Source organism: Paraburkholderia sp. FT54 (assembly GCF_031585635.1).
Taxonomy (GTDB): Bacteria; Pseudomonadota; Gammaproteobacteria; order Burkholderiales; family Burkholderiaceae; genus Paraburkholderia.
Genome location: NZ_CP134197.1, coordinates 544,722 through 564,695, shown reverse-complemented (window position 1 = coordinate 564,695; position 19,974 = coordinate 544,722). Strand labels below are relative to the sequence as shown.

General features: G+C 58.7%; 14 protein-coding genes and 7 pseudogenes. 9 read left to right on the top strand and 12 right to left on the bottom strand.

The annotated features are described in order from the left end of the window. Positions 1-16 precede the first annotated feature (16 nt). Positions 17-186: pseudogene (locus RI103_RS39810) on the bottom strand (IS5/IS1182 family transposase); the annotation flags it as partial. A gap of 14 nt (positions 187-200) precedes the next feature. On the opposite strand from RI103_RS39810, the pseudogene RI103_RS35420 reads away from it, so the two are divergent. From RI103_RS35420 to RI103_RS35410, 3 genes and pseudogenes are all read left to right on the top strand, one after another. After that, a pseudogene (locus tag RI103_RS35420) lies at positions 201-473 on the top strand (transposase); the annotation flags it as partial. Positions 474-580: 107 nt separating this feature from the next. Further along, a complete protein-coding gene (locus tag RI103_RS35415) occupies positions 581-838 on the top strand; it encodes a hypothetical protein (RefSeq protein WP_310818723.1) in 258 nt (85 codons plus the stop codon). 496 nt (positions 839-1,334) lie between these two features. Next, entirely contained in the window at positions 1,335-2,558 is a 1,224-nt protein-coding gene (locus RI103_RS35410) for a porin (RefSeq protein WP_310818722.1), read from the top strand. Between the two features lie 195 nt (positions 2,559-2,753). Here the strand turns inward: RI103_RS35410 and RI103_RS35405 are convergent. After that, positions 2,754-3,164, bottom strand: a pseudogene (locus RI103_RS35405) (helix-turn-helix domain-containing protein); the annotation flags it as partial. Then, positions 3,109-3,927 (bottom strand): annotated as a pseudogene (locus RI103_RS35400) (IS110 family transposase); the annotation flags it as partial. The pseudogenes RI103_RS35400 and RI103_RS35405, both read right to left, overlap by 56 nt. 112 nt (positions 3,928-4,039) lie before the next feature. Between RI103_RS35400 and RI103_RS35395 the strand changes: the two are divergent. Both RI103_RS35395 and RI103_RS35390 read left to right on the top strand, forming a co-directional pair. Further along, positions 4,040-5,065: an IS110 family transposase gene (locus RI103_RS35395; protein WP_310818721.1), complete on the top strand. Its 1,026-nt coding sequence runs from the start codon at positions 4,040-4,042 to the stop codon at positions 5,063-5,065. Positions 5,066-6,178: 1,113 nt separating this feature from the next. Next, positions 6,179-6,805 (top strand): tyrosine-type recombinase/integrase, encoded by a 627-nt coding sequence (locus RI103_RS35390; RefSeq protein ID WP_310818720.1) that lies wholly within the window; start codon positions 6,179-6,181, stop codon positions 6,803-6,805. Between the two features lie 234 nt (positions 6,806-7,039). On the opposite strand, the gene RI103_RS35385 is transcribed toward RI103_RS35390, so the two are convergent. Together RI103_RS35385 and RI103_RS35380 are read right to left on the bottom strand one after the other, a co-directional pair. Next, positions 7,040-8,161, bottom strand: coding sequence for a hypothetical protein (locus RI103_RS35385; protein ID WP_310818719.1), 1,122 nt, complete (start codon positions 8,159-8,161; stop codon positions 7,040-7,042). A 751-nt stretch (positions 8,162-8,912) separates the two neighbouring features. Beyond that, positions 8,913-9,221: pseudogene (locus RI103_RS35380) on the bottom strand (DDE-type integrase/transposase/recombinase); the annotation flags it as partial. An 87-nt stretch (positions 9,222-9,308) separates the two neighbouring features. Here RI103_RS35380 and RI103_RS35375 point away from each other — a divergent pair. Continuing rightward, positions 9,309-10,370 (top strand): annotated as a pseudogene (locus RI103_RS35375) (IS110 family transposase). A 328-nt stretch (positions 10,371-10,698) separates the two neighbouring features. On the opposite strand, the pseudogene RI103_RS35370 reads toward RI103_RS35375, so the two are convergent. The 4 genes and pseudogenes from RI103_RS35370 to RI103_RS35355 all read right to left on the bottom strand — a co-directional run. Next, positions 10,699-11,133 (bottom strand): annotated as a pseudogene (locus tag RI103_RS35370) (IS6 family transposase); the annotation flags it as partial. Positions 11,134-11,264: 131 nt separating this feature from the next. Then, positions 11,265-12,113: an SDR family oxidoreductase gene (locus RI103_RS35365; protein ID WP_310818718.1), complete on the bottom strand. Its 849-nt coding sequence runs from the start codon at positions 12,111-12,113 to the stop codon at positions 11,265-11,267. 73 nt (positions 12,114-12,186) lie between these two features. Continuing rightward, positions 12,187-12,948, bottom strand: a complete 762-nt coding sequence (locus RI103_RS35360; RefSeq protein WP_310818717.1) for an SDR family oxidoreductase — start codon at positions 12,946-12,948, stop codon at positions 12,187-12,189. A gap of 28 nt (positions 12,949-12,976) precedes the next feature. After that, a complete protein-coding gene (locus RI103_RS35355) occupies positions 12,977-13,717 on the bottom strand; it encodes an SDR family oxidoreductase (protein ID WP_310819382.1) in 741 nt (246 codons plus the stop codon). Between the two features lie 299 nt (positions 13,718-14,016). On the opposite strand from RI103_RS35355, the gene RI103_RS35350 reads away from it, so the two are divergent. Next, the gene (locus RI103_RS35350; protein WP_409077068.1) at positions 14,017-14,925 is read left to right on the top strand and encodes an AraC family transcriptional regulator N-terminal domain-containing protein; all 909 of its coding nucleotides are present in this window, start codon (positions 14,017-14,019) and stop codon (positions 14,923-14,925) included. A gap of 91 nt (positions 14,926-15,016) precedes the next feature. Here RI103_RS35350 and RI103_RS35345 read toward each other — a convergent pair whose 3' ends face one another. The 3 genes from RI103_RS35345 to RI103_RS35335 form a co-directional block, all read right to left on the bottom strand. After that, positions 15,017-15,676, bottom strand: a complete 660-nt coding sequence (locus RI103_RS35345; RefSeq protein WP_310818715.1) for a hypothetical protein — start codon at positions 15,674-15,676, stop codon at positions 15,017-15,019. Positions 15,677-15,789: 113 nt separating this feature from the next. Further along, on the bottom strand, positions 15,790-16,485 hold the full coding sequence (locus RI103_RS35340; protein ID WP_310818714.1) for a fumarylacetoacetate hydrolase family protein: 696 nt from the start codon (positions 16,483-16,485) through the stop codon (positions 15,790-15,792). A gap of 383 nt (positions 16,486-16,868) precedes the next feature. Further along, positions 16,869-17,792, bottom strand: a complete 924-nt coding sequence (locus tag RI103_RS35335; protein ID WP_310818713.1) for a LysR family transcriptional regulator — start codon at positions 17,790-17,792, stop codon at positions 16,869-16,871. A gap of 129 nt (positions 17,793-17,921) precedes the next feature. Between RI103_RS35335 and RI103_RS35330 the strand changes: the two genes are divergently transcribed. Both RI103_RS35330 and RI103_RS35325 read left to right on the top strand, forming a co-directional pair. Then, entirely contained in the window at positions 17,922-18,713 is a 792-nt protein-coding gene (locus tag RI103_RS35330) for a carboxymuconolactone decarboxylase family protein (protein ID WP_310818712.1), read from the top strand. Positions 18,714-18,876: 163 nt separating this feature from the next. Beyond that, the gene (locus RI103_RS35325) at positions 18,877-19,779 is read left to right on the top strand and encodes a LysR family transcriptional regulator (protein ID WP_310818711.1); all 903 of its coding nucleotides are present in this window, start codon (positions 18,877-18,879) and stop codon (positions 19,777-19,779) included. Positions 19,780-19,974: the final 195 nt, after the last annotated feature.

The following is a 19,974-nucleotide window of genomic DNA, read 5'->3' as shown; positions in this document are numbered from 1 at the left end:
TTGCTCTGCTGCGGGATCATCGCGCCAATAGCGTGGCGATCGCGGGACTGAGCAGCATGTTGAGAACGACGGCGTAAAAATCCTCAGCTTTCTGAGGATCATCCGCAGATTGTGGCCGGCACCGCACAGCACCGCAGGGATCGCATCATCCAGCGCACCCTTGAGCCAGTTGCGATCGAATTTGCCGACAGGGTCTGAATGTGCCTGCGGCGATCAGCGCGATCGCCTGGTACAACAAGGCGGTGATATACGGTCTGCTGTTCGACGTTGCCGCCGAAACCCTCCGTACCATCGCTGCCGATCCAAAACATCTGGGCGCGCAGATTGGCGCGACCCTCGTGCTGCGCACATGGGGCTCGGCACTCACACACCATCCTCACGTGCACGGCATCGTTCCCGGGGGAGGCCTGTTGCCCGATGGTGAACGGTGGGTTGCATGCCGGCCCGGCTTCTTTCTGCCAGTGCGCGTGCTCTAGCGGCTGTTCCGGCGGCGCTTGCTGCCACAAAGCGGCTATTGGCATGGGGGTATGTTTTCGAGCGGCGGCTAAGGGCACAGAAAGCTGAACGCGGACAATCGGCCATGAACGGTCCTTTGCAGTCGCATGGCGAACGTCTGCTGATGAGCGACGAGTCGCCATTTGGTGAAGCGACGGCCACCGACGACTCGTCGAGCGCGAGCCAGCTTCAAATTCAAGCGCTGACGGCGGTGGCTCAGATTTCGATGTCAATAGCTGTCAGCGCCAGCGGAGCGGTTTGGCTAAAAGAATTTTTAGCGAATCCGGCGCGGAGTTCGTGCCGCGCCTCCGACCATCCACGTGAGCCGCGTCCGCTTCGCTAAGACTCCTCTGTCATAGGGTCGGTGTCCATGTCCGATGACTGTTCCACGCACGTACCGTCACGCCCCCGTCCCCGGCGCGCCGGGGTTCTCCACGGCTCGCCGAGACTCCAGCCACAGATTGCCGCGTCCGACCCACGCCTCACGGCGGTCACTACGCGCGCCTTCACCGCGCCCTACGCGCATTCGCTAAAGCGGAATAAACGGATAAACCGTGAGACGCACAATGTTACGAACAACTTACTAATCATTTGCTGTTTCAGGCGCATTGATCCTTTGTATTCGTAGTTTTATTTGCAAATGTGGCAGGTACGCGACAGGAGACGGTGCAATGCAGCGCCGTATCTTCTGCGTCTCGTTGTGCCCACGTGCGTCCGGCGTCGTTTCTCAATCGATTGCTAAATATTCATGACACTTTGTTTAGGTTTCTGAAACCGTGTCTTCCCGCCTTGACGCGCCGACGAAAACTTATACTGCGCACGCTTATGCGTTGGCGATCATGAATCGCCTGTTAGGAACGACTTACGTTATCGGGGAATCTGAAATGAAGTTGAAGAATCTGGCCATTGCGTCGGCCATGCTTTTGGCAGGGGCAGCACATGCGCAAAGCAGCGTGACGCTTTACGGCATCATCGACACGAGCGTGGTCTATGCGAACAACGCGAAAACTAGCACTGGCCAAGGTGCCAGCCAATTTCTGCTGACCTCTGGTAGCCTGAGTACCTCGCGCTGGGGCTTGCGCGGCAATGAGGATCTCGGCGGCGGTCTGCACGCCGTGTTCGACTTGGAGAACGGCTTTACAGTGAACAATGGCGCGCTCAAAAATTCAACAGCGGCGCAAACGGACCTGTTCGGCCGCCAGGCGTGGGTTGGTCTCAGTTCCAATGAGTACGGAACGCTTACGCTGGGCCGTCAATACGATTTCATTGTCGACTACGTCGCACCGAATAGCGGGACGGGAGGGGGTTTCGGCGGCAATCTTGCCTCCCACCCGTACGACAATGACAACCTGGACAACGACTTGCGTCTGAACAATTCGGTCAAGTTCAGCAGCATCTCGTACGGCGGCTTCAAGGCCGGCGCGATGTATGCGTTCTCCAACATGGCGGGCGCAGGCGGGAACAACAACGCATACAGCCTGGGCGCCAGCTATTCCAACGGTCCGATCAATATTGGGGCCGCGTATCTTCAACTCAACCGTAACGCAGCATCGCCGAACGCGGCAGGCGCATCGAGCATAAACGACGGCGACCAGCTGGCGGGGGGCGGCGACCAACAAATCTGGGGCGCCAGTGCTCAGTACAAGTTCGGCGACAAGTCTTCCGTCGGCCTCGTATACACCCATTCCGTTACCTACAACATCAACTCGCTTTTCGGCGCCACCAACCCCATCTCGGGCCAGTCGATGAAATTCGACAACTTCGAGATCAACGGTCGCTATTTCGTGCGGCCCGATTTTAGCCTCGGAGCGTCCTACACGTACACCATGGGTGCGTTTTCGGGCGGATCAACCGGACCGGCGGCCGACCCGCATTGGAACAATTTTGTGGTTCAGGCCGACTACCAATTGTCCGCTCGCACCGACGTGTACGCGCAAGCGGTCTATCAGCTCGTCGGCGGCGGCAATGGCAACTCTATATTTAACGCCGGCGTCTACGGCATGACGCAGTCTTCGACTAACAAGCAGCTTGTCACGGCGATCGGCTTGCGTCACCGGTTCTAAATGCTGATTTCGAGCTGTACCTCGTAGCACTCCACACGACTTGAAGGACGCCGCCAGGCGTCTTTCAAATTCCGGTGATAAGCGCGAGTGCGCTTACTGTCCCGTATAGCGGATTGGTGCGGTGACGTCGACCCTGAACGCGGTGCTCGATGTCACCCTGTGGATCGGCGCCTCCGTCAACCGCGCCTCGGCAGGTGCCCGCAGCTGGTAGACCTTCGGCGGGCGCTGTGTGCGCGGCACCCACAACCCGGCCTCGGTCATCAGCCGCCTGACCGTCTCCTGGGCCAGCCGGATGCCGTGACATTCATCGAGCTTCTCGCGCGCCAGCGTCGGTCCGAAATCAGCGTAGCGCTCGCGGATGATCGTCAGCGCCCGCACCGCTAGCCCCGCATCGAGCTTGCGGTTACCCGGTCGGCCACGTCTGCCTGAGGCCACGCCAGACGGCCCACGCTCACGATACCGAGTCACCAGCCGTTCGACCTGGCGCACGCTCAGGCCTAACCGTTCGGCGGCACGGCCGGGCTTCAGACCGATCTCAACGATGGCCTGGATATGGGTCGCCACGTCTGGAGATCGAGCCCAGCCGTATCTTTCCGCCGGTACCATTCTGACGAGGAACAAGCCCCAGAAACGCTGCGAACTCGCGCCCCGACCTGAATGTCTTCACATCTCCAATTGTTGCTACCAAGGCCGTTGCAGTCAGGCGGCCGATGCCCGGCACTTCGGAGATCGCACGACATGCCGCTTCGTGTTTCTGCTAGGCGCCAATCCGCTTCTCGATTTGATTGATGTCTTCCTCAAACACGTTGATGCGACGCAACTGTTCGAGAAGGTTAAGAAGTATCGATCGTGGCAGTGTGTCTTCGAGTTCTGCCATGCGCTCTCTGATCTCGTCGAGTCCTGCTACGCGTCCTGCGCGAAACGTAACGCCGAATTCATACAGCAATCCGCGCAGCTGATTTATCTGCATCGTTCGAAACTTGACGAGCAACGAGCGCATACGATGAAGGCTTAGCATCACTTGCTGATCCTCTGTCTTGGCGGCAACGGTGCGCATGCCGGGTTGCCGCACTGCAGTCCAGATTGCCCGGGCGTCCGCCGCGTCGGTCTTGTTCGTCTGCACGAAAGGTCGAATGAATTGGGCGTGTAATAGCACCACCTCGTGTCCGAGCGCGTGAATCTTACGCGCCCACCAGTGAGCACTTCCGCAAGCTTCGAGAGCGACGCGACCGGCGGGGCGCTGCGCCAGAAACGCAATTAAATCGTCACGTCCGAACTTCCGATTCGCGATCTCGCCAGTTTGGGCGTCGACCCAGTACATCTGGAACACCCGTTTTGCAATGTCGAGTCCGTATGTCGTAGCATTCATCTGGGGTCTCCGTTCCATAAGTGGTTGTGTCGCAACTCCACTAATGGAATGGTCCACCCCGCCCCGCCGGACAGGGTAGGCTGGCAGTGTTCATACCGGACTGGAGACCATCATGGACGACGTAACGCTCGTTGGTATCGATCTGGGCAAACACACCTTTCACCTGCACGGGCAGGACGCAAAGGGGAAAGCTGTGTTCCGCAAAAAAATGAGCCGCAAACAACTGATCGAATTTTTCGCGACGTTCCATGCCTGTACCGTCGTCATGGAAGCCTGCGCCGGTTCGCATCATATGGCCCGCAAGCTGGCCGCAATCGGGCACACGGTCAAGCTGATCTCGCCGCGGTTCGTCAGGCCATTCGTCAAGTCAAACAAGAATGATTTCGTCGATGCCGAGGCAATCTGCGAAGCAGCGTCACGCCCGGCGATGAGATTCGTGACCCCGAAGACGGAATCGCAGCAGACGCTTTCGGTGCTGCATCGTGTGCGTGAATCGATGGTGCGTGAGCGCACCAGAACCGTCAACCAGATGCATGGCTTTCTCCTCGAGTTTGGCATCAGTCTGCCGGTGGGCAAGACCGCCGTCACACGTCTGCCAGCCGTGCTTGCCATGCAGGAACTGCCGCCGCGGCTCGTTGTGATTCTCGAACGCCTTCATGAGCACTTCAAGTACCTCGACGAACAGATTGGTGGAATTGACCAGGAGCTGGCCCGCCAGCTCGCTGACGACGAGGTCGGACAGCGCCTGATGAGCATCCCGGGAATCGGCCCGGTCACCGCAAGCGCGTTAGCCGCGAAAATGGGCGACGCAAAGCAGTATGGATGCAGTCGCGATTTTGCGGCATCGGTTGGGCTCGTTCCCCAGCAATACAGTACGGGGGGAAAGGCCAACCTCCTCGGGATTAGCCGGCGCGGCGACAAAAATGTCAGGCGCCTGCTCGTCCTGTGCGCCCGAGCCTACATGCGTGGCCTGGAGAAACGAACCGGCCGTCTGGCAGAGTGGGTTCGCGCAATGCTGGCGCAGCGGCATTCAAACGTGGTGGCGTGCGCGCTGGCCAACAAGCTGGCCCGAACCGCCTGGGCCATCGTTGCGCGCCAAACCACATTCGACGCCGGCTTCGCAACCCGCCCGGCCTGAACGAACACAGCTTCATCTTTATTGACCACAATCACCCAACTGGTTTTGCGACGACTGAAAATTGATGACGTGAACGGCGCACCCGGCCTGACGAAGAACCTGAGTGCCAAACAGGCTTCTCGAAGCCGACCCACTTTTAAGGATCGTCAGGCGCGAATCTCATCGTGGCGCGGGGAGCAATCCCCACAATGACGCCGAATAGATTTAGGCAAGCCAACTCGCCATCGAAGATCAGGGTTGCAAAAACGGGGTGGACCATAGATGCTGGCAGGATGTAGCGCAGAGTAACCTCCATGCACGAACGAGCTACGCAGGTCGCAAAGTTTACGCAATCTTTGATTCAGTAGTTTCCGCGTACGTGCATCCAGCTCCGGAACCGCCCCTAGCCGTCGCACCATTCCGGACACGCTCTCTCCAACCCGTGTTGACAACAGCGCTTCGAGTCCATGGAATATCCAGACTACAGAGTCTATCCGAGTATCATCCTTGGCCATGTGCAACAAGACATACAGTGCCTTTTCGATGCCCGTGCCGGCTCGCTGCTTATAGCCAAGGTCTAAGGCCTTGAACCACTCGAATACATCTCCTCTCGGCAAAGCCCCCACCTTTGGCCACTCACCGCTCAATGAATTAGCCCACCCAGCTTCGAATGCGTATTGTGAAAGTCTCGCCTCAGTTGGTAACTGATCTTCATTCCCCGTGATCGATAGAGTGTAGAAATTCGCCGAACCAGGCACTGCGAGGTTCGCGACGAGAAATACCTCATGGACAAATGCTTCGACGAAGAAAGTCGGATACCACTGATACGACGAGGTGTCGTTTGTACCCGAAATCGTGACTTTCGCCGGCACCTTTAACGGACGTGAAACACTCTGAACCGTGTTTTTCCTTGGCGGCGGCCCCCCTGCCGTGACGGGCCCCCAAACCTCGTTGACGCGGCGAATCCAGTTTGCCAAGCGTTACCAACTAATATCAACACTGATAATGCATTCGTTATGTTCATACTCGCGATGGCACAGAACCTCAGGTGCTGCCGGATTTTTTGAAGCTGGTCGGTTATCGTCCCGGTGATCGGCGCAGACTGGCACTCCCTTCACTTGAAAGGAGATTGTCATGGACGCAACTACCGTTCTCAGTGCGGCGCATGTGCCCTGGAATAATGGCAAGTTGACGGGGCAGAAGCCACCGCTGAAACTGAAAGAGATCTGGGCGATCCGGATCCGTCTGCAACTGGCGGCAAGAACCCGCGATCTTGCGATGTTTAATCTGGCCATCGACAGCAAGTTGAGAGCATGCGATCTGACCAAACTGCGAGTACGTGATATCTGCCTTGGTCAGCGCGTTGCTTCACGGGCAATGGTCATGCAGCAGAAGACGCAATGGCCGGTTCAGTTCGAAATCACCGAGCTAACCCGAGATAGCACGGAAGCCTGGATCAAGTTAGCGAGACTGTCGCCTTCCGATTTTCTGTTCCCGAGTCGCATTCACGGATCGCCGCACCTTTCGACGCGTCAATACGCCCGCCTGGTGCATCGCTGGATAGGTTCGATCGGGCTTGACGATACGGCATACGGGACGCACGCCATGCGGCGAACCAAAGCGTCGCTAATGTACCGCCGCACGAAAAACTTGCGGGCGGTACAGCTGCTACTCGGCCACGCGAAATTGGAAAGTACAGTGCGATATCTCGGCATCGAGGTCGACGATGCGCTCGAGATGGCAGAACAGACGGAGGCTTAAGCCACGATCGGCCGGACAGTAAGGGGACACTGGCCGGCCAAAGTGAGCCATGTAGGATGCGCCTGCGAACGACCGTTCCAGCTACGATGAAGGACGGTCACCACCAGCGCTCCAGACCCGTAACCCGTCAGATCGTGAAGCGTTGGTGGGAGCGCCGATCCAACCATTGTTGAAAGATGTCTGTGACAATCGTCATCCAAGTCGGGCCGCCAGACTATGACCCATATCGGAAGACTAGCGGGTCGAGAACACCGAGATGCCGCCGTTGGGGAATCCTGCCGCGCCGGGCTGGAACGGCACATACACTTGCCCAAGTGTGCTGTCGATGGCGACAGAATGCGCCCCTGTACCCACCGGAATCTTAAAGAGCAGCTGCCGTGACGCGCCATCGATTACGCCCATCTGCGGGCTAAATCCTGAAGCTGCAGCGGTACCGCTCGTGACGTAATGCCGGGCCGGCAGGAAATAGCGGTTGGAAGCCGGATCGTAATTGACCTGGTCCACCCCGCCAAATGGCAGGCTGGCTTGAATTGCGCCACTCGCACGATCGAGGATCAGCGTGATGAGCGGGTCGCCGGCCGGCGGATCGCATCCAACGAGCACGTCGTTATTCGGGCCAAGCACGATGCCCGTCGGTCCGCATTTCCCTAGTGGAAACGATTTGCTGACAGAAGGACTGCCCGCCACTATAGAACTGGCGGTGATAACGTCGAGCTCGCCATCCGGATTGCCAGAGGTCCCGTCATTGTTGATCAAAAAGCTCTTCGAGGCAGGATCATATGTGCACGCTTCGAGCCCAGACGAACCGTTGAAAGGAAGCTTTACCACCGCCTTTTGTGTCAGCGTGGAAATGAACGTGACGAAAGGCGGCGAGTCTCCGGGACTAGCATACATCACGAGATGATCGTCAGGATCGTAGCAGCCCTCATCGACGCGCGATCCGGAATTGCTGATGGCGATTGTGTTGACCGTCTTTTGCGCAGCCGTATCGATCACCTTAACTGAGTCGACGTCGCCGACAAAGATCGTGTTCGTGCCGGTAATGCCTACAATTCCGTCGGGACCGGACTCATTTGTTGTGGAGCCAGCACCGACGAATGGCCCCGGGATCTGTGCGATCAACGTGTTCGATTTGGTGTCCACGACATCGACTGCTTTGTTATTACGATCGGTAAGGAAGTACTTGCCGGCCTCGACGTAGCCGATGTCGAAACTGAATGGTGGGCTCGAAGCATTGGGCACGGCGATGTTCGTCAGTAGCTTTGGCGGTGTCGGTGCACTGACGTTATCTCCACCTCCGCAGCCGGCCAATGCGGCCGCAGTGAGCAACATCAAGGTCATCAGGCGCTTTTCCATCGATCTGTCTCCTTTCCGTTTATTGGCCCGACAGTCGGTCCAGGGATCGGCCGAGTGCTGAAGTTTCTCCCCGCTCCTGAACGATGACGATCAACGAACGATTTCTTAAGGAATCTTAAGAAATGGTCATCTCAAGAGATAGCCACGTTTTCCATGGATACGGCTGCGCAGCGCATGAATTGTGTCTATAGACGGGCTGTCTGGCTCACACAATGGCGGCGCGACGGAAAATCGGAAAGTAAAACTTATTTATGGTCTGCATTACGCGAACGCTATACCCGTAATGAATCTGAAACTTCCATGGACGTGGTGGTGACATGCCCACCGCAATTTCGCGCCGCAGATTTTGCCGGCTCTGTGCGAAGCGGCGGAGTGCAGTGAGCCACACATGTTAGGTCACAGGCGATCGGCTGCTGCCTGTCGATGTGCGGACCTTCGTAAGCGGCGGTCGAAGGGCCGAAGTGGGTCGACCACGGAAGTTGGCCGAGGCCGGCCGCAGCAGTTTGCAGCGGTGCCCCGTACTTCCTGGTTGGGCCAGATTCGGGCCTTCGACGGCACGTTCAAGTGGCCGCTCGAACGTCTCGTCCGTGTTTGCGGAGAAGACATTCCACCGCCGCCGACGCTGATGGTTCAAACTTCCATTACCCAGCCTCCGCGCCCTCCGATCGAGGCGAGCCATTAACCGAGTCCTGTAGAGGGCTCTGTCAACTTATCGAGACTGAGGCGGAAAGACGGCAGGAAAAAGCGTCCCTCAGAACGCGTAGGACGGATTTTGGGTGACTTTGGTGAGTTCGCACCAGGCAACGAATCGCGCCGCGAGCTGTTTGCGATAGAGTGAAGCGCGCAGCAGATGCCGCTTGAGCGCGAAGTGTTGCCTGATCGGCCCGAAGCACGAGAGAAATTTCTGTGTGCGTTTCGGGTCGCGAAAGCCGTGCATGCGACGCTCGCGTTCGCGCGTTGGTTGGTGGCTGTTCTCTGCGCGGTTGTTCAGTCGGGCGGCCGCTTTGACGAACACGTGCTTCACGTTCGCAAGTTCCGGGATCACCGCTTTTGCCGCCGGAATTGGTAAGGAGCTCCCGTCCCTGTGGCGCCTGCGCCTCCTGGTGCCATCATGATAGCCGTTGCTCATCTGTGGAAGGGGAAAGTCATGAACGCGATTACCCGTGTTGGTGTTGATCTTGCCAAAAATGTCATGCAGATCCACGCGGTCGATGCTGGTGAACATGTTGTGGTACGGAAGGCCATTGCGCGTGAGAATTTCATGAGCTGGTTTGCCAACCTTGCCCCCTGTCTGGTGGCGATGGAGGCGTGCAGCGCTGCGCACTATTGGGCGCGCAAGCTCCGCGGTGTCGGGCACGACGCGCGGCTGATTCCCCCGCAATTTGCGGTGCCTTACCGCAAAGGTGGCGCTGGCGTCAAAAATGACGCCCTCGATGCTGAAGCGATCTGCGAGGCAGCCAGCCGCCCACACATGCGTTTCGTGCCGGTCAAGTCAGCCGCGCAGCAAAGCGTGCTGGTCCTTCACCGCATGCGCACCGGTTTCGTGGAGGAACGCACGGCGCTCGTGAATCGCTTGCGAGGCCTGCTAGCCGAGTTCGGCGTCTTCCTGCCGCAAGGCATCGGTCGGTTCCGAAGCCATTTCGTTGACCGTGTTGAGGATGGCAATAACGAACTCGCCGGTCCGGCCCGTCAGGCGCTGATGCATGGCTGGGCCTAATGGCAGGCGCTGGATGAGCAAATCGGTTGGCTAGACCGGCAGATCACCGAACACGCCAGTCACGATCCACAGACGCAGCGCTGTATGGCCATATGTGGCGTGGGCCGAATCACCGCATCTGCCGTCGTAGCGACCGTGGTCAACGCCCGTCAGTTCAGAAACGGCCGGCAGATGGCCGCCTGGATCGGCCTCGTTCCCAAACAGAACAGCAGCGGCGGCAAACAGCGGCTCGGCCGGATCACCAAACAGGGCAGCGACTATCTGCGCACGCTCCTGTTCCAGGGCGCCCGATCGGCCATTCTCACAGCGCACCGACGCGATGACCGGCTCTCGCGCTGGATCGTCCAGCTGCATGCGCGTATTGGCTACTATAAGACGCTGGTCGCGGTTGCCAACAAGCACGCTCGCATCCTCTGGGCCGTATTGGCCAGGGACGAACGCTTCGATCCATCCCATGCGCCCGCCCGCAATGCAATGGCGGCGCACGCATGAACTACAGAACAGAAAGTGCAATGCCACCATGAATTGACTTCCAGGCGCAGCACGAATCACGCAGGGATAGCGACAGGTCAGACCGACAGCGGGCGAACTCGAGCAGCTATCAGGCGCTACAGTTCTTGTATTCGCCGTCGCCGGAATGGAGTCCCGCTGTGCGGTTACTATCCGGGCCCGGGCGCAGCAATCACAGCGCCCAAACAGGCCGTTTATAGGTTTGCAGTCTGCCTCGTCTGCCCTCATGCTTCCGTGCACGCGCTGACAACACAGGATTCGACGCATGCCGTATTAAACCCAGCTTGCAAGAAACGGAAGCTCCTTATAGATAGCTGCGCAACTGATCGGTGACGATCTTACGCGGTACCGGGTTCGAGCGCAGCACACGCTCGAAGAAACGTTTGGCCGGGGCTTTGTCGCGCCGCTTTTGTAGCAAGATGTCGAGTTCGGCGCCATGCTCGTCGACCGCACGCCACAGCAGGTGCGGTTCGCCACGCAGCGTGACGAACATCTCGTCGAGGTGCCATGTGCTACCCGGCTTGCATCGCGCAGCTTTGAGCTGGTCAGCGAAGCCCTTGCCAAACTTATCGCACCAGCATCGGATTGTCTCGTATGTCACGGTCACCCCGCGCTCGAAGAGCAGTTCCTCGATGTCGCGCAAGCTCAACTGAAAGCGGAAGTCATATTAATACCAGCGCACAGCGCAACTGATGACCTCGGCTGGGAAACGGTGACCGTGATAGAGCAATTTCGATTTCTTCATCACGCCATCTTACGTGACCGGGCCAGCAACCTGACAACGCCACTGACAGGCCTCTTTGTTCGCCATTTCCTTGAACATCGAATTTCTCAGACCGAGCTGCGCCCAGCGATGGGCGCCGCTCGGTTCTCAAGTTACTCGGCAAAGTCCGTTGCTTCGGATGAGCCTCTCCACGCGTCAAGGTCGCGTTGGACCGCCGCGGCTTTTTGCGCTGCCAGTTCGTTGGCGATCTTGCCGGCGAACAGGTGCAACGGTGGTTCGGCAACATCCACGGCCTGCATGATCAACATGGCCAGCTTTTCCGGATCGCCGGCCTGACGACCATGCAGCGTACCCAGGTGCAGATCGAGCGACGTCTTGGCTTCGGTGTATTCATCAATCTGGCGTTTGGCCACCGCCAGCGCGCCGCTCGACAAGAACTCCGTGCGCACCGGCCCGGGGTATACCACCGTCGCCTTGATGCCGAACTCGGCCACCTCGGCCGCGAGCGATTCGGTCAGGCCGGCGAGCGCGAACTTGCTCGCCACATAGCTGCCCCAGCCGGCGTAGCCGCCCTGGTAACCGACGATCGAAGCGATGTTGATGACATGTCCACCGCGCTGCTTGCGCAGATGAGGGAGTGCGTGTCGCAGTACGGTCAGCGGCGCGAACAGGTTGACGTCGAAGTTTTGCCGAAGCTCCTCGTCCGAGAGGGCTTCGACGGTTCCCTGTTGGGCGTATCCGGCGTTATTGACGATCACATCGATCTTGCCGAAAGTCTTGATGGTTTGCGCGATGGCCAAGCGCACGCTCTGGTCATTGGTCAGATCCACTTGCAGCGGAAGAAACTGCCCGGAGGCCGGGCCGATTGCCTCGGTTAGCGACGCCACGGTTCGCGAGGTCGCGGCGACGCGATCACCACGCGCGATGAGATGCCGCACGAGCCGTTGGCCGACGCCTTTCGATGCGCCGGTGACAAACCAGATTTTCGCAGAATTGTTCACGATAGTTTCGTTGATAAATTAGTATTGCAAAGTTAAATGGGAGGAATGATTCACAAGAATGCAGCCAAGGTGCTTACTTGAGCGCCACGCTCATGCCGCCATCCGCCATCACAACCGCGCCGACAATGTAGCTAGCTTTCTCGGATGCCAGAAAGACGATCACTTCAGCAATCTCCCGCGGGTCGGCCGCCCGTTTGATGGGCGCATTCTTGCCGTGTTCGGCAAGGAAGGCTGGGCCATCCTCGTGGAGGTGGTTCGTGATGTTCGTCACAGCATCGCCGGACCCCACCGCATTGACACGAATGCCGTGATCGATAGCTTCGAGCGACATAGCCCGCGTCAACTGGGCGAGTGCACCTTTAGATGCCGCATAGGCGGCGATAAGCGGAAACGCCTGATAGCACGCATATGAGCCCACGTTCACGATTGCACCAGTCTTCGCCGGCATCATTGCGCGCATTGCCTCGCGCGAGAACAGGAACGCACCGGTTGAATTGACCGCCTGAATGCCGTTCCAGTCGTCGAGCGTCATGTCGACGACCGGCTTGTTAATGATGATCGCGGCGTTGTTGACCAGAATGTCCAGCTTGCCGAAGCGTTCCATCGCGGTGGATACGGCGCGCACCGCACTTTCCTCATGCGCGACGTCCGCAATGAGCGGGACGATCCCCGGACGGGCGAGCGCTTCGACGTTGGCGCCGCGCCCGACAGCAATCACGCTGGCGCCTTGCGCCTGGAGTAGCTCCGTGGTGGCAAGGCCGATGCCGCTTGCTGCACCGGTGACGATGGCGACCTTGCCGGCGAACGGCTGGTCAGGGGATGCATGTGAAGTCATGGTGAATTTTCCTTGGAGGTGGGAATCGTTAGAAAGGGCTCGCCGTCGGACGTACGACGATTTCGCTGACATCGACATCTGCCGGCTGCTCGATTGCATAGGCGATCGAGCGCGCAATGGCGTCCGACGTCAGGGCGATGCGGCGGAAGTCGCGCATGGCTGCCCGCGCGGTGTCGTCGGAGATCGAGTCGGCCAGCTCCGACTCCACGACGCCTGGGCAGATCACGGTCACGCGCACCTTGTCGGTTTCCTGCCGCAGGCCGTCCGAGATGGCCCGTACGGCGAACTTGGTCGCGCAGTACACGGCGGCTGTCGGTGTGACGGACAGACCGCCGATCGAGGAAATATTGATGATCTGGCCGAACCCCTGGCGCTCCATGGTCGGCAGGACCGCCGCAATGCCGTGCAGCACGCCACGGATGTTCACATCGATCATGCGATCCCATTCGTTCACTTTGATCGCGCTTAAGGGCGACAACGGCATTACGCCGGCGTTGTTGACGATCACGTCGATACGGCCGAAGGTGTCCAGTGCGAACTGGGCGAAAGCGCCAACGCTGGTGCTTGATGTGACGTCGAGTGCCTGATAGCGAACCGAGCCGCCGCTGGCCTGGATTTCTTCGGCCAGCGTCGCGAGCCGTTCCGTGCGCCGCGCGCCGATCACCAGATGGTGCCCCTGGGCGGCAAGCAGTCGGACCACCGCTTCACCGATACCGCTGCTTGCCCCGGTGATGAGGATGACTTTGGGTTGGTTGGATTGCGTCGTCATGTTGCGTTCTCCGTTTCGATAATCTGTACAGGGTTGTTCGAGGGAGACGCTACGAAGTCTGCGCACGAAGCGGCAGGGCAATCGCGGCGGGGTCTCCCGGGCGCTCCGGCTGCACCGTCCAGCCGATGACCCATCTTATGAGCCGAGAACCTGCGCGCGAATACACGCGACAATCGCGGGTTTGCCTATTCCTATTGAAGTGGATGCTGCGAGGCGGTCGTATCCAGTAGAATTCCTTCACCAGACCCAGTGAAAGAGGAGTCCTCGTGACGGCTGCCCGCAACGCTGTTTCTGCAAGAATGGTGAACCTGCTTCAGCGTCTGGCGCCGAATGAGGGGTACACGCAGTCCGCGCTGGAGGGTGTGCGGTTCATGCGCTCCAACCGGCCGCTGGGACTTACCCCCGTTTTGTACGAGCCGAGCATCGTGATCGTGTGTCAGGGGCGCAAGTTAGGTTTTCTGGGCGAAGAGGTGTACGTGTATGACGCCCAGCACTATCTGATCCTGTCCGTGCCGCTGCCGTTCTCGACTGAAACTGAAGCGAGCGAGGCCGAGCCGATGCTGGCCGTGAGTTTGCGCCTTGATCTGATCGAACTGACGGACCTGATTCTGGTGATCGATCGTTCCGGACGCCATCAGCAAGGCATTCCGCTAGGGATCGTATCGACGCCGCTCGAGGGAAACCTGGCCGAAGCGACCTTGCGCTTGCTCCAGGCCTTGAGTTCGCCCCTGGACGCCGAAGTGCTGGGGCCTTCAATCGTGAGGGAAATCTGCTACCGGGTGTTGATCGGGGAACGAGGTGGAGCAATGAGAGCTGCGCTCGCGCATCAGGGCCGTTTCGGCAGGGTCGCGAAAGCACTGCGGCGAATCCACTCCGACTTTGCGCAGTCCTTAGATGTGAGTAGTCTCGCGGAAGAGGCAGGGATGAGCGTTCCCGCGTTTCATGTCAACTTCAGAACCGTCACACTGACCTCTCCGATTCAATACATCAAATCGACGCGTCTGCATCAGGCGCGCTTGCTGATGATTCGCGACGGCTTGACTGCCGCGTCCGCGTCGGCGCGCGTCGGTTACGAAAGTCCCTCGCAGTTCAGTCGTGAGTTCAAGCGGTTTTTCGGGCGCTCTCCGGCCGATGAGGCTCGAGATATGCGGGCATCGTTCGCGCTATCTCCAGCTGCAAAGATCGACGAATTCGCCGCGCCTCATTGACGTATGACTTCGCGCCGCATGCCTACCTAACCCCCTTTCCCTACTTTGCTAGCAGCTTGATCGGAGATCAGGAGCCCATCATGATGGTGCATCAGTCCAGAGTGGCCCGAGCGAGGAAAGGGGCGAGAAGTTCACGAGCGATCTCCGGCGTGACGACATCGGTGGGTGCAAGCTTTTCGTAGGTGTAACTCTCGGGGTCGTCGTAGATACGCTCCGCGATGAGTTTTGGTTTTGGTTCGTTTGTATACGTGAAGATCTGGAAGAGGTGGTGCGTCATCAGGTAATGCGCCGCGGGGTCGGCGTTGATGCCATGGTCCTGCAGGCACACCCCAGGCACGACGTGCGTCCACACGGCTTCGGTGGTGATGCCGTAGTCGTCGACACCCATGTTCATGGTCCTAGCGCCCATCACGTTCTGGCGCGTTTCGGCGGCTTCGCGATAGAAACCTTCCACGGCTGCCTTGCCCGTCAGAACATGCATCTGACGCCGATCACCGACGCGGTACATGGGTTCGTCGACCGTGAGTTCGGGGACGATGATTTGATCCCAGTAACCCGCTACTTCCAGCAGCAAATGGCGGAAGTAGTTCTTTAGCATGGCTCGGTGATGAGCGTTAGTGGTCTTGTGGAGAAACGCTTCGACTTCCCGGGGCCATTTGGTTACATCGAACTTTGCCGGTACGTGCATCAATGTCAGCGCGTCCGCCGTGGACATTTCTCGGCCGGGCGCTGCCAGGGTGGCGTAATTCATGACTAGCTCCTATCGATTGTGAAGATGGGATTCAAAAGAACTTGCCGACCTGCCGTCGTGCTTCAGACATGTGGCTCGCGAAAGCATGTGAATTTCTGCCTCTGCGGGCATATTCAACGCACCTTCACGCTCAACTCACCCAGCCCCGTGATGCCTCCCGTCATGGTGTCCCCGCGGTGGACGGGCCCCACGCCTTCGGGCGTGCCGGTGAAGATGAGATCACCAGGCTGCAGTTCGAAATACGTTGACAGGTTGGCGATGATTTCCGGTACCGACCAGATGAGTCTGGCGAGGTCCGTACGCTGGCGATCCTCACCGTTGACCTGTACCCAGAGAGCGCCACGGTCAATGTGGCCGACGTCGCTGACCCTGCGCAGCGGTGCGATGGGTGCCGACTGGTCGAATGCCTTGCCTAGTTCCCACGGCCGCCCCTTGTCACGCAGCGCAAGCTGCAGGTCGCGCCGGGTCATGTCGAGACCGACCGCGTATCCGAAGACATAGTCCAACGCATCTTCTACCGCAATGTCACTGCCGGCGCGTCCGATCGCTGCGACCAGTTCGACTTCGTGGTGGTACTCGCTAGTCTGCTGCGGGTAGGGAACTTCGACGGTCGTATCAGCCGGCACGTTGACGATGGCATCTGCCGGCTTGCAGAAGAAAAAGGGCGGCTCGCGGTGCGGGTCGAAGCCCATCTCGCGAACATGCGCAGCATAGTTGCGGCCCACGCAGTAGATGCGCCGAACCGGGAAAACGGAATCATTGCCCTGTATCAACACGGTCGGCGTGGGTAAAGTGAACTCGGTGCGCATAAAGGCAACTCCTGTTTTTTCGAAAGCCGCTGGTCGATGAGCCCCGCCAGCATGTTTGTGAGTGCAGGCGCAGGTTTATTTGGGTGCCGCGACTCTGATCGCCCCGATGACAAGCTCCAGCACTTTGCGGCCGACGCGATCGCAAAGCGTGGTGCAGAGCGGGCTCTCTGCCGTGCCACCGAATCTGGTGGGTCGGGCTCACGAGCGCAATGACAACCTCAGCTTGTCAGAGACCAGTGTCGTAACTGTGCCTCGTGGCAAGTGATACGAAGTATGGTTATGCGGTGCGTCCGCGTCCAACGATGAATACTGACAGCGTGATCACGAATTCTAATCACCACGCCTCTCTTAGGAGGGGCTGCCAGCCCGTTGCAGCGCGGCGTTCACACATTCAATTTTGCATCGATGCCTGCGCAATAGTGCGATCGCAGGGCATCTATCAGTTGCTGCAGCGGCGCATTGTGCGCGTTCGGCATGTATGCGATCGCCACTTCGATCCGCAAGTCTGTCTGCTCACGGAGCTCACGATAGATCACACCGTCACGCGTAATGGATTTCAGCGACGCCGGAATCAGTGCAACGCCTTGACCCTCGGCAATCAGGCTAAGGAGCACATGGTGATCAGTCGGCTCCACAACGCGCCGCGGATTGAAGCCATGTCTGCGGAAGAATCCCTCAAAATGATCGTAATAACTCGGATTGATTCGTCGTTGCGGCCAGAACAGCGGGTCGCCGGCCAGTTCCAGAAGGGAAATGCGTTTGCGTTTTCGTAACGCATGTCCTTGCGGCAATGCGGCTACGAGGGGTTCGTCAAACAGCTGTTCGACGCGAAGGCCGTCAGTTGCAGATGGCAAACCGATCAGTGCGGCGTCGAGTAAGCCGCAACGGAGGTCGTGCACCGAATCCTGTGAGTACTGCCGCTTCTGAATCACCCGTATTGCCGGTTCACGTTTCTTGAGCGCCGGTTCGAGCCACGCAAATAAGGCGGGATCAATCACCGTGGTGATACCAAGCCTAAGTTCGGTCCTGCTCCGCGCGGCGCGCTGTGCGATTCGCTCGAACGTAGCGTCGGCTACCGAGAGAAGATCGCGAGCTTCGGCCAGTAAGTACGTGCCTTCGGAGGTCAGCGTTACGCCGCCGCGATCGCGCTCGAACAGTCTTGTGCCGATGATTTCTTCGAGCGCCTGAATCTGTCTCGTCAAGGGTGGTTGTGTAATGAACAGACGCTCTGCCGCGCGCCGAAAGCTCAGTTCTTCGGCCGCGGCAACGAAGTATCGCAGTTGCCAGAGTTCGATGATTGTCTGCATGTGGGAAGTCTCGCATTGCCTCGTGATACCCAAAAGGTATCACGTCAAAGGAATTGGCGCATCACCGCTGACGTCGTTATTGTTCACTCAACTAGCCGCAACCACGTGACATAACTTCGCGAGGAACTGATGCAGGACGCTCAATCGACTTTGACGCTTGGCCGCCAATACTTGATGGCCATCGAACAGACGGAACACCCCTCGATCAGCGAGGCCCTGAAAGACATTGCGCCAGACCTGGCGCAGATGGCGATCAGCTTCGCGTATGGGGAAATCTATTCGCGACCTGCACTCGATCTCCGGCAGCGCCAATTCGTGACTGTTGCCGCACTTGCGGCGATGGGGGGCGCCGAGCCGCAACTGCGCTTCCATATTGCGGGGGCGCTGAACGTTGGCTGTTCGCCGCGCGAAATCGTGGAACTGATGATTCACCTTGTCGTCTATGCAGGTTTTCCGGCGGCAGTCAACGGCGTGTGGGCAGCAAGCGACGTGTTTCGCGAGAAGGGCGTCGATGCTGCGCCCGTGTCGGTGCCACCGAGCGCAACGCGTTACAACGATGGCGTGGCGGGACTCAGGGCTATTGATGGTGCGGTTGGTGAGCGAGTGATCGAATCGTTGAACGAGATCGCACCCGATCTCGGCCGCTTCGTTATCGAATTCGCATTCGGCGACGTGTACTCGCGGACCGGTATCGATCTCGTCCTGCGAGAATTGATTACGGTGGCGGCGTTGGCAGCGATGGGTTCCGCTACGCCGCAACTCAAGGTTCACATGCATGGCTTTCTCAACGTTGGCGGGACGCGGGAGGAGCTTGTCGAGGTGATTACGCAGATTGCCGCTTATGCCGGATTTCCGAGGGCGATCAATGCGGCGATTGCGGCACAAGAAGTTCTGCGGGACCGCGATTGTGGAACGCATTGAATTTGGCTGGCGGCAAGCTGTGGATCACCCCACCGGCGCATCGTTGACGGGCGGGTGCCAGATGCGCCTGGCGGGTAGGTGATTGCCTGACTGAAGGTTTGGCGCTTGACATCTAGCCAGGAAGACTATATTTCTCGACAGAATCGATTCGGGAAATAGATATATGCTCGACGGCGTGTCCATGGATCAACTGCGCACCTTTATTGCTGCCGCGGACGAAGGAAGCTTCTCCGCGGCCGGACGCAGGCTTCGCAGAGCACAGTCCGTCGTGAGCAAGACGCTCGCCAACCTTGAAGCGCAGATCAATGTGCCATTGTTCGACCGGAGCGGTCGCTATCCGCGATTGACGGAGCAAGGTGCTGCGTTGCTTTCGCAGGCCCGTCTAGTCGTCGGCGGCATGGATGGCTTCAAGTCGACGGCGCGAGCAATGGCCGAAGGACTGGAAGCAGAGCTTTCTGTCGTGGTGGACGTCATGTATCCGATGGAGTCACTCACAGTGGCGGTTGGAGAATTTCGTGACGCGTTTCCTCACACTCCATTGCGTTTATATGTCGAGGCCCTGGGTGGGGTCGTGCAAGGAGTGCTGGAGCGGGTGTGTAGGCTCGGCATTAGCGGTTCTATGCCGGCCGTGCCCGAAACGATCGATGCCGAGAAACTGCTTGATGTGCCAATGGTCACCGTCACCGCTCCAAAGCATCCCTTGGCATCGCTTGACAGAGTGATCCGCTCTCGCGAGCTGGAAGAACATGTGCAGCTTGTATTGACTGATCGCACGCCGCTGACTGATGGCAAGTCCTTCGGTGTGTTCTCGCCGCAGATCTGGCGATTAGCGGATCTGGGCGCGAAGCACGCGTTTTTGCGAGCTGGCTTTGGATGGGGGCATATGCCAGCGGCGATGGTACGCGCCGATCTTATTTCAGGAGATCTTGTACCGCTGCGAATCGAAAGCTTTCAGCCTCAAACGCCGCCGATCGCCATGTTCGCAATCTGTCGTAAAGATACACCGCCGGGTCCTGCGGGTCGTTGGTTCCTCAGTCGACTCAAGCAAACCTCAAACGAAGAATAACGATCGCGGTCGACCTGACCAAGCGGAAGGGCGTTTCAGTTGCTCGAGCCTGGCGGTCACGTCAGGCTTATCAATCCACACGCTGACTGAATATCACTGGCGCAAACCAGTCGATGAAGCTTGACGAGAGATCCCCATCGCAGTCGAGCGGGTCGAAGTGCCGACCGAATGAGCGGTTTTCCTCGTCTGCGCAGT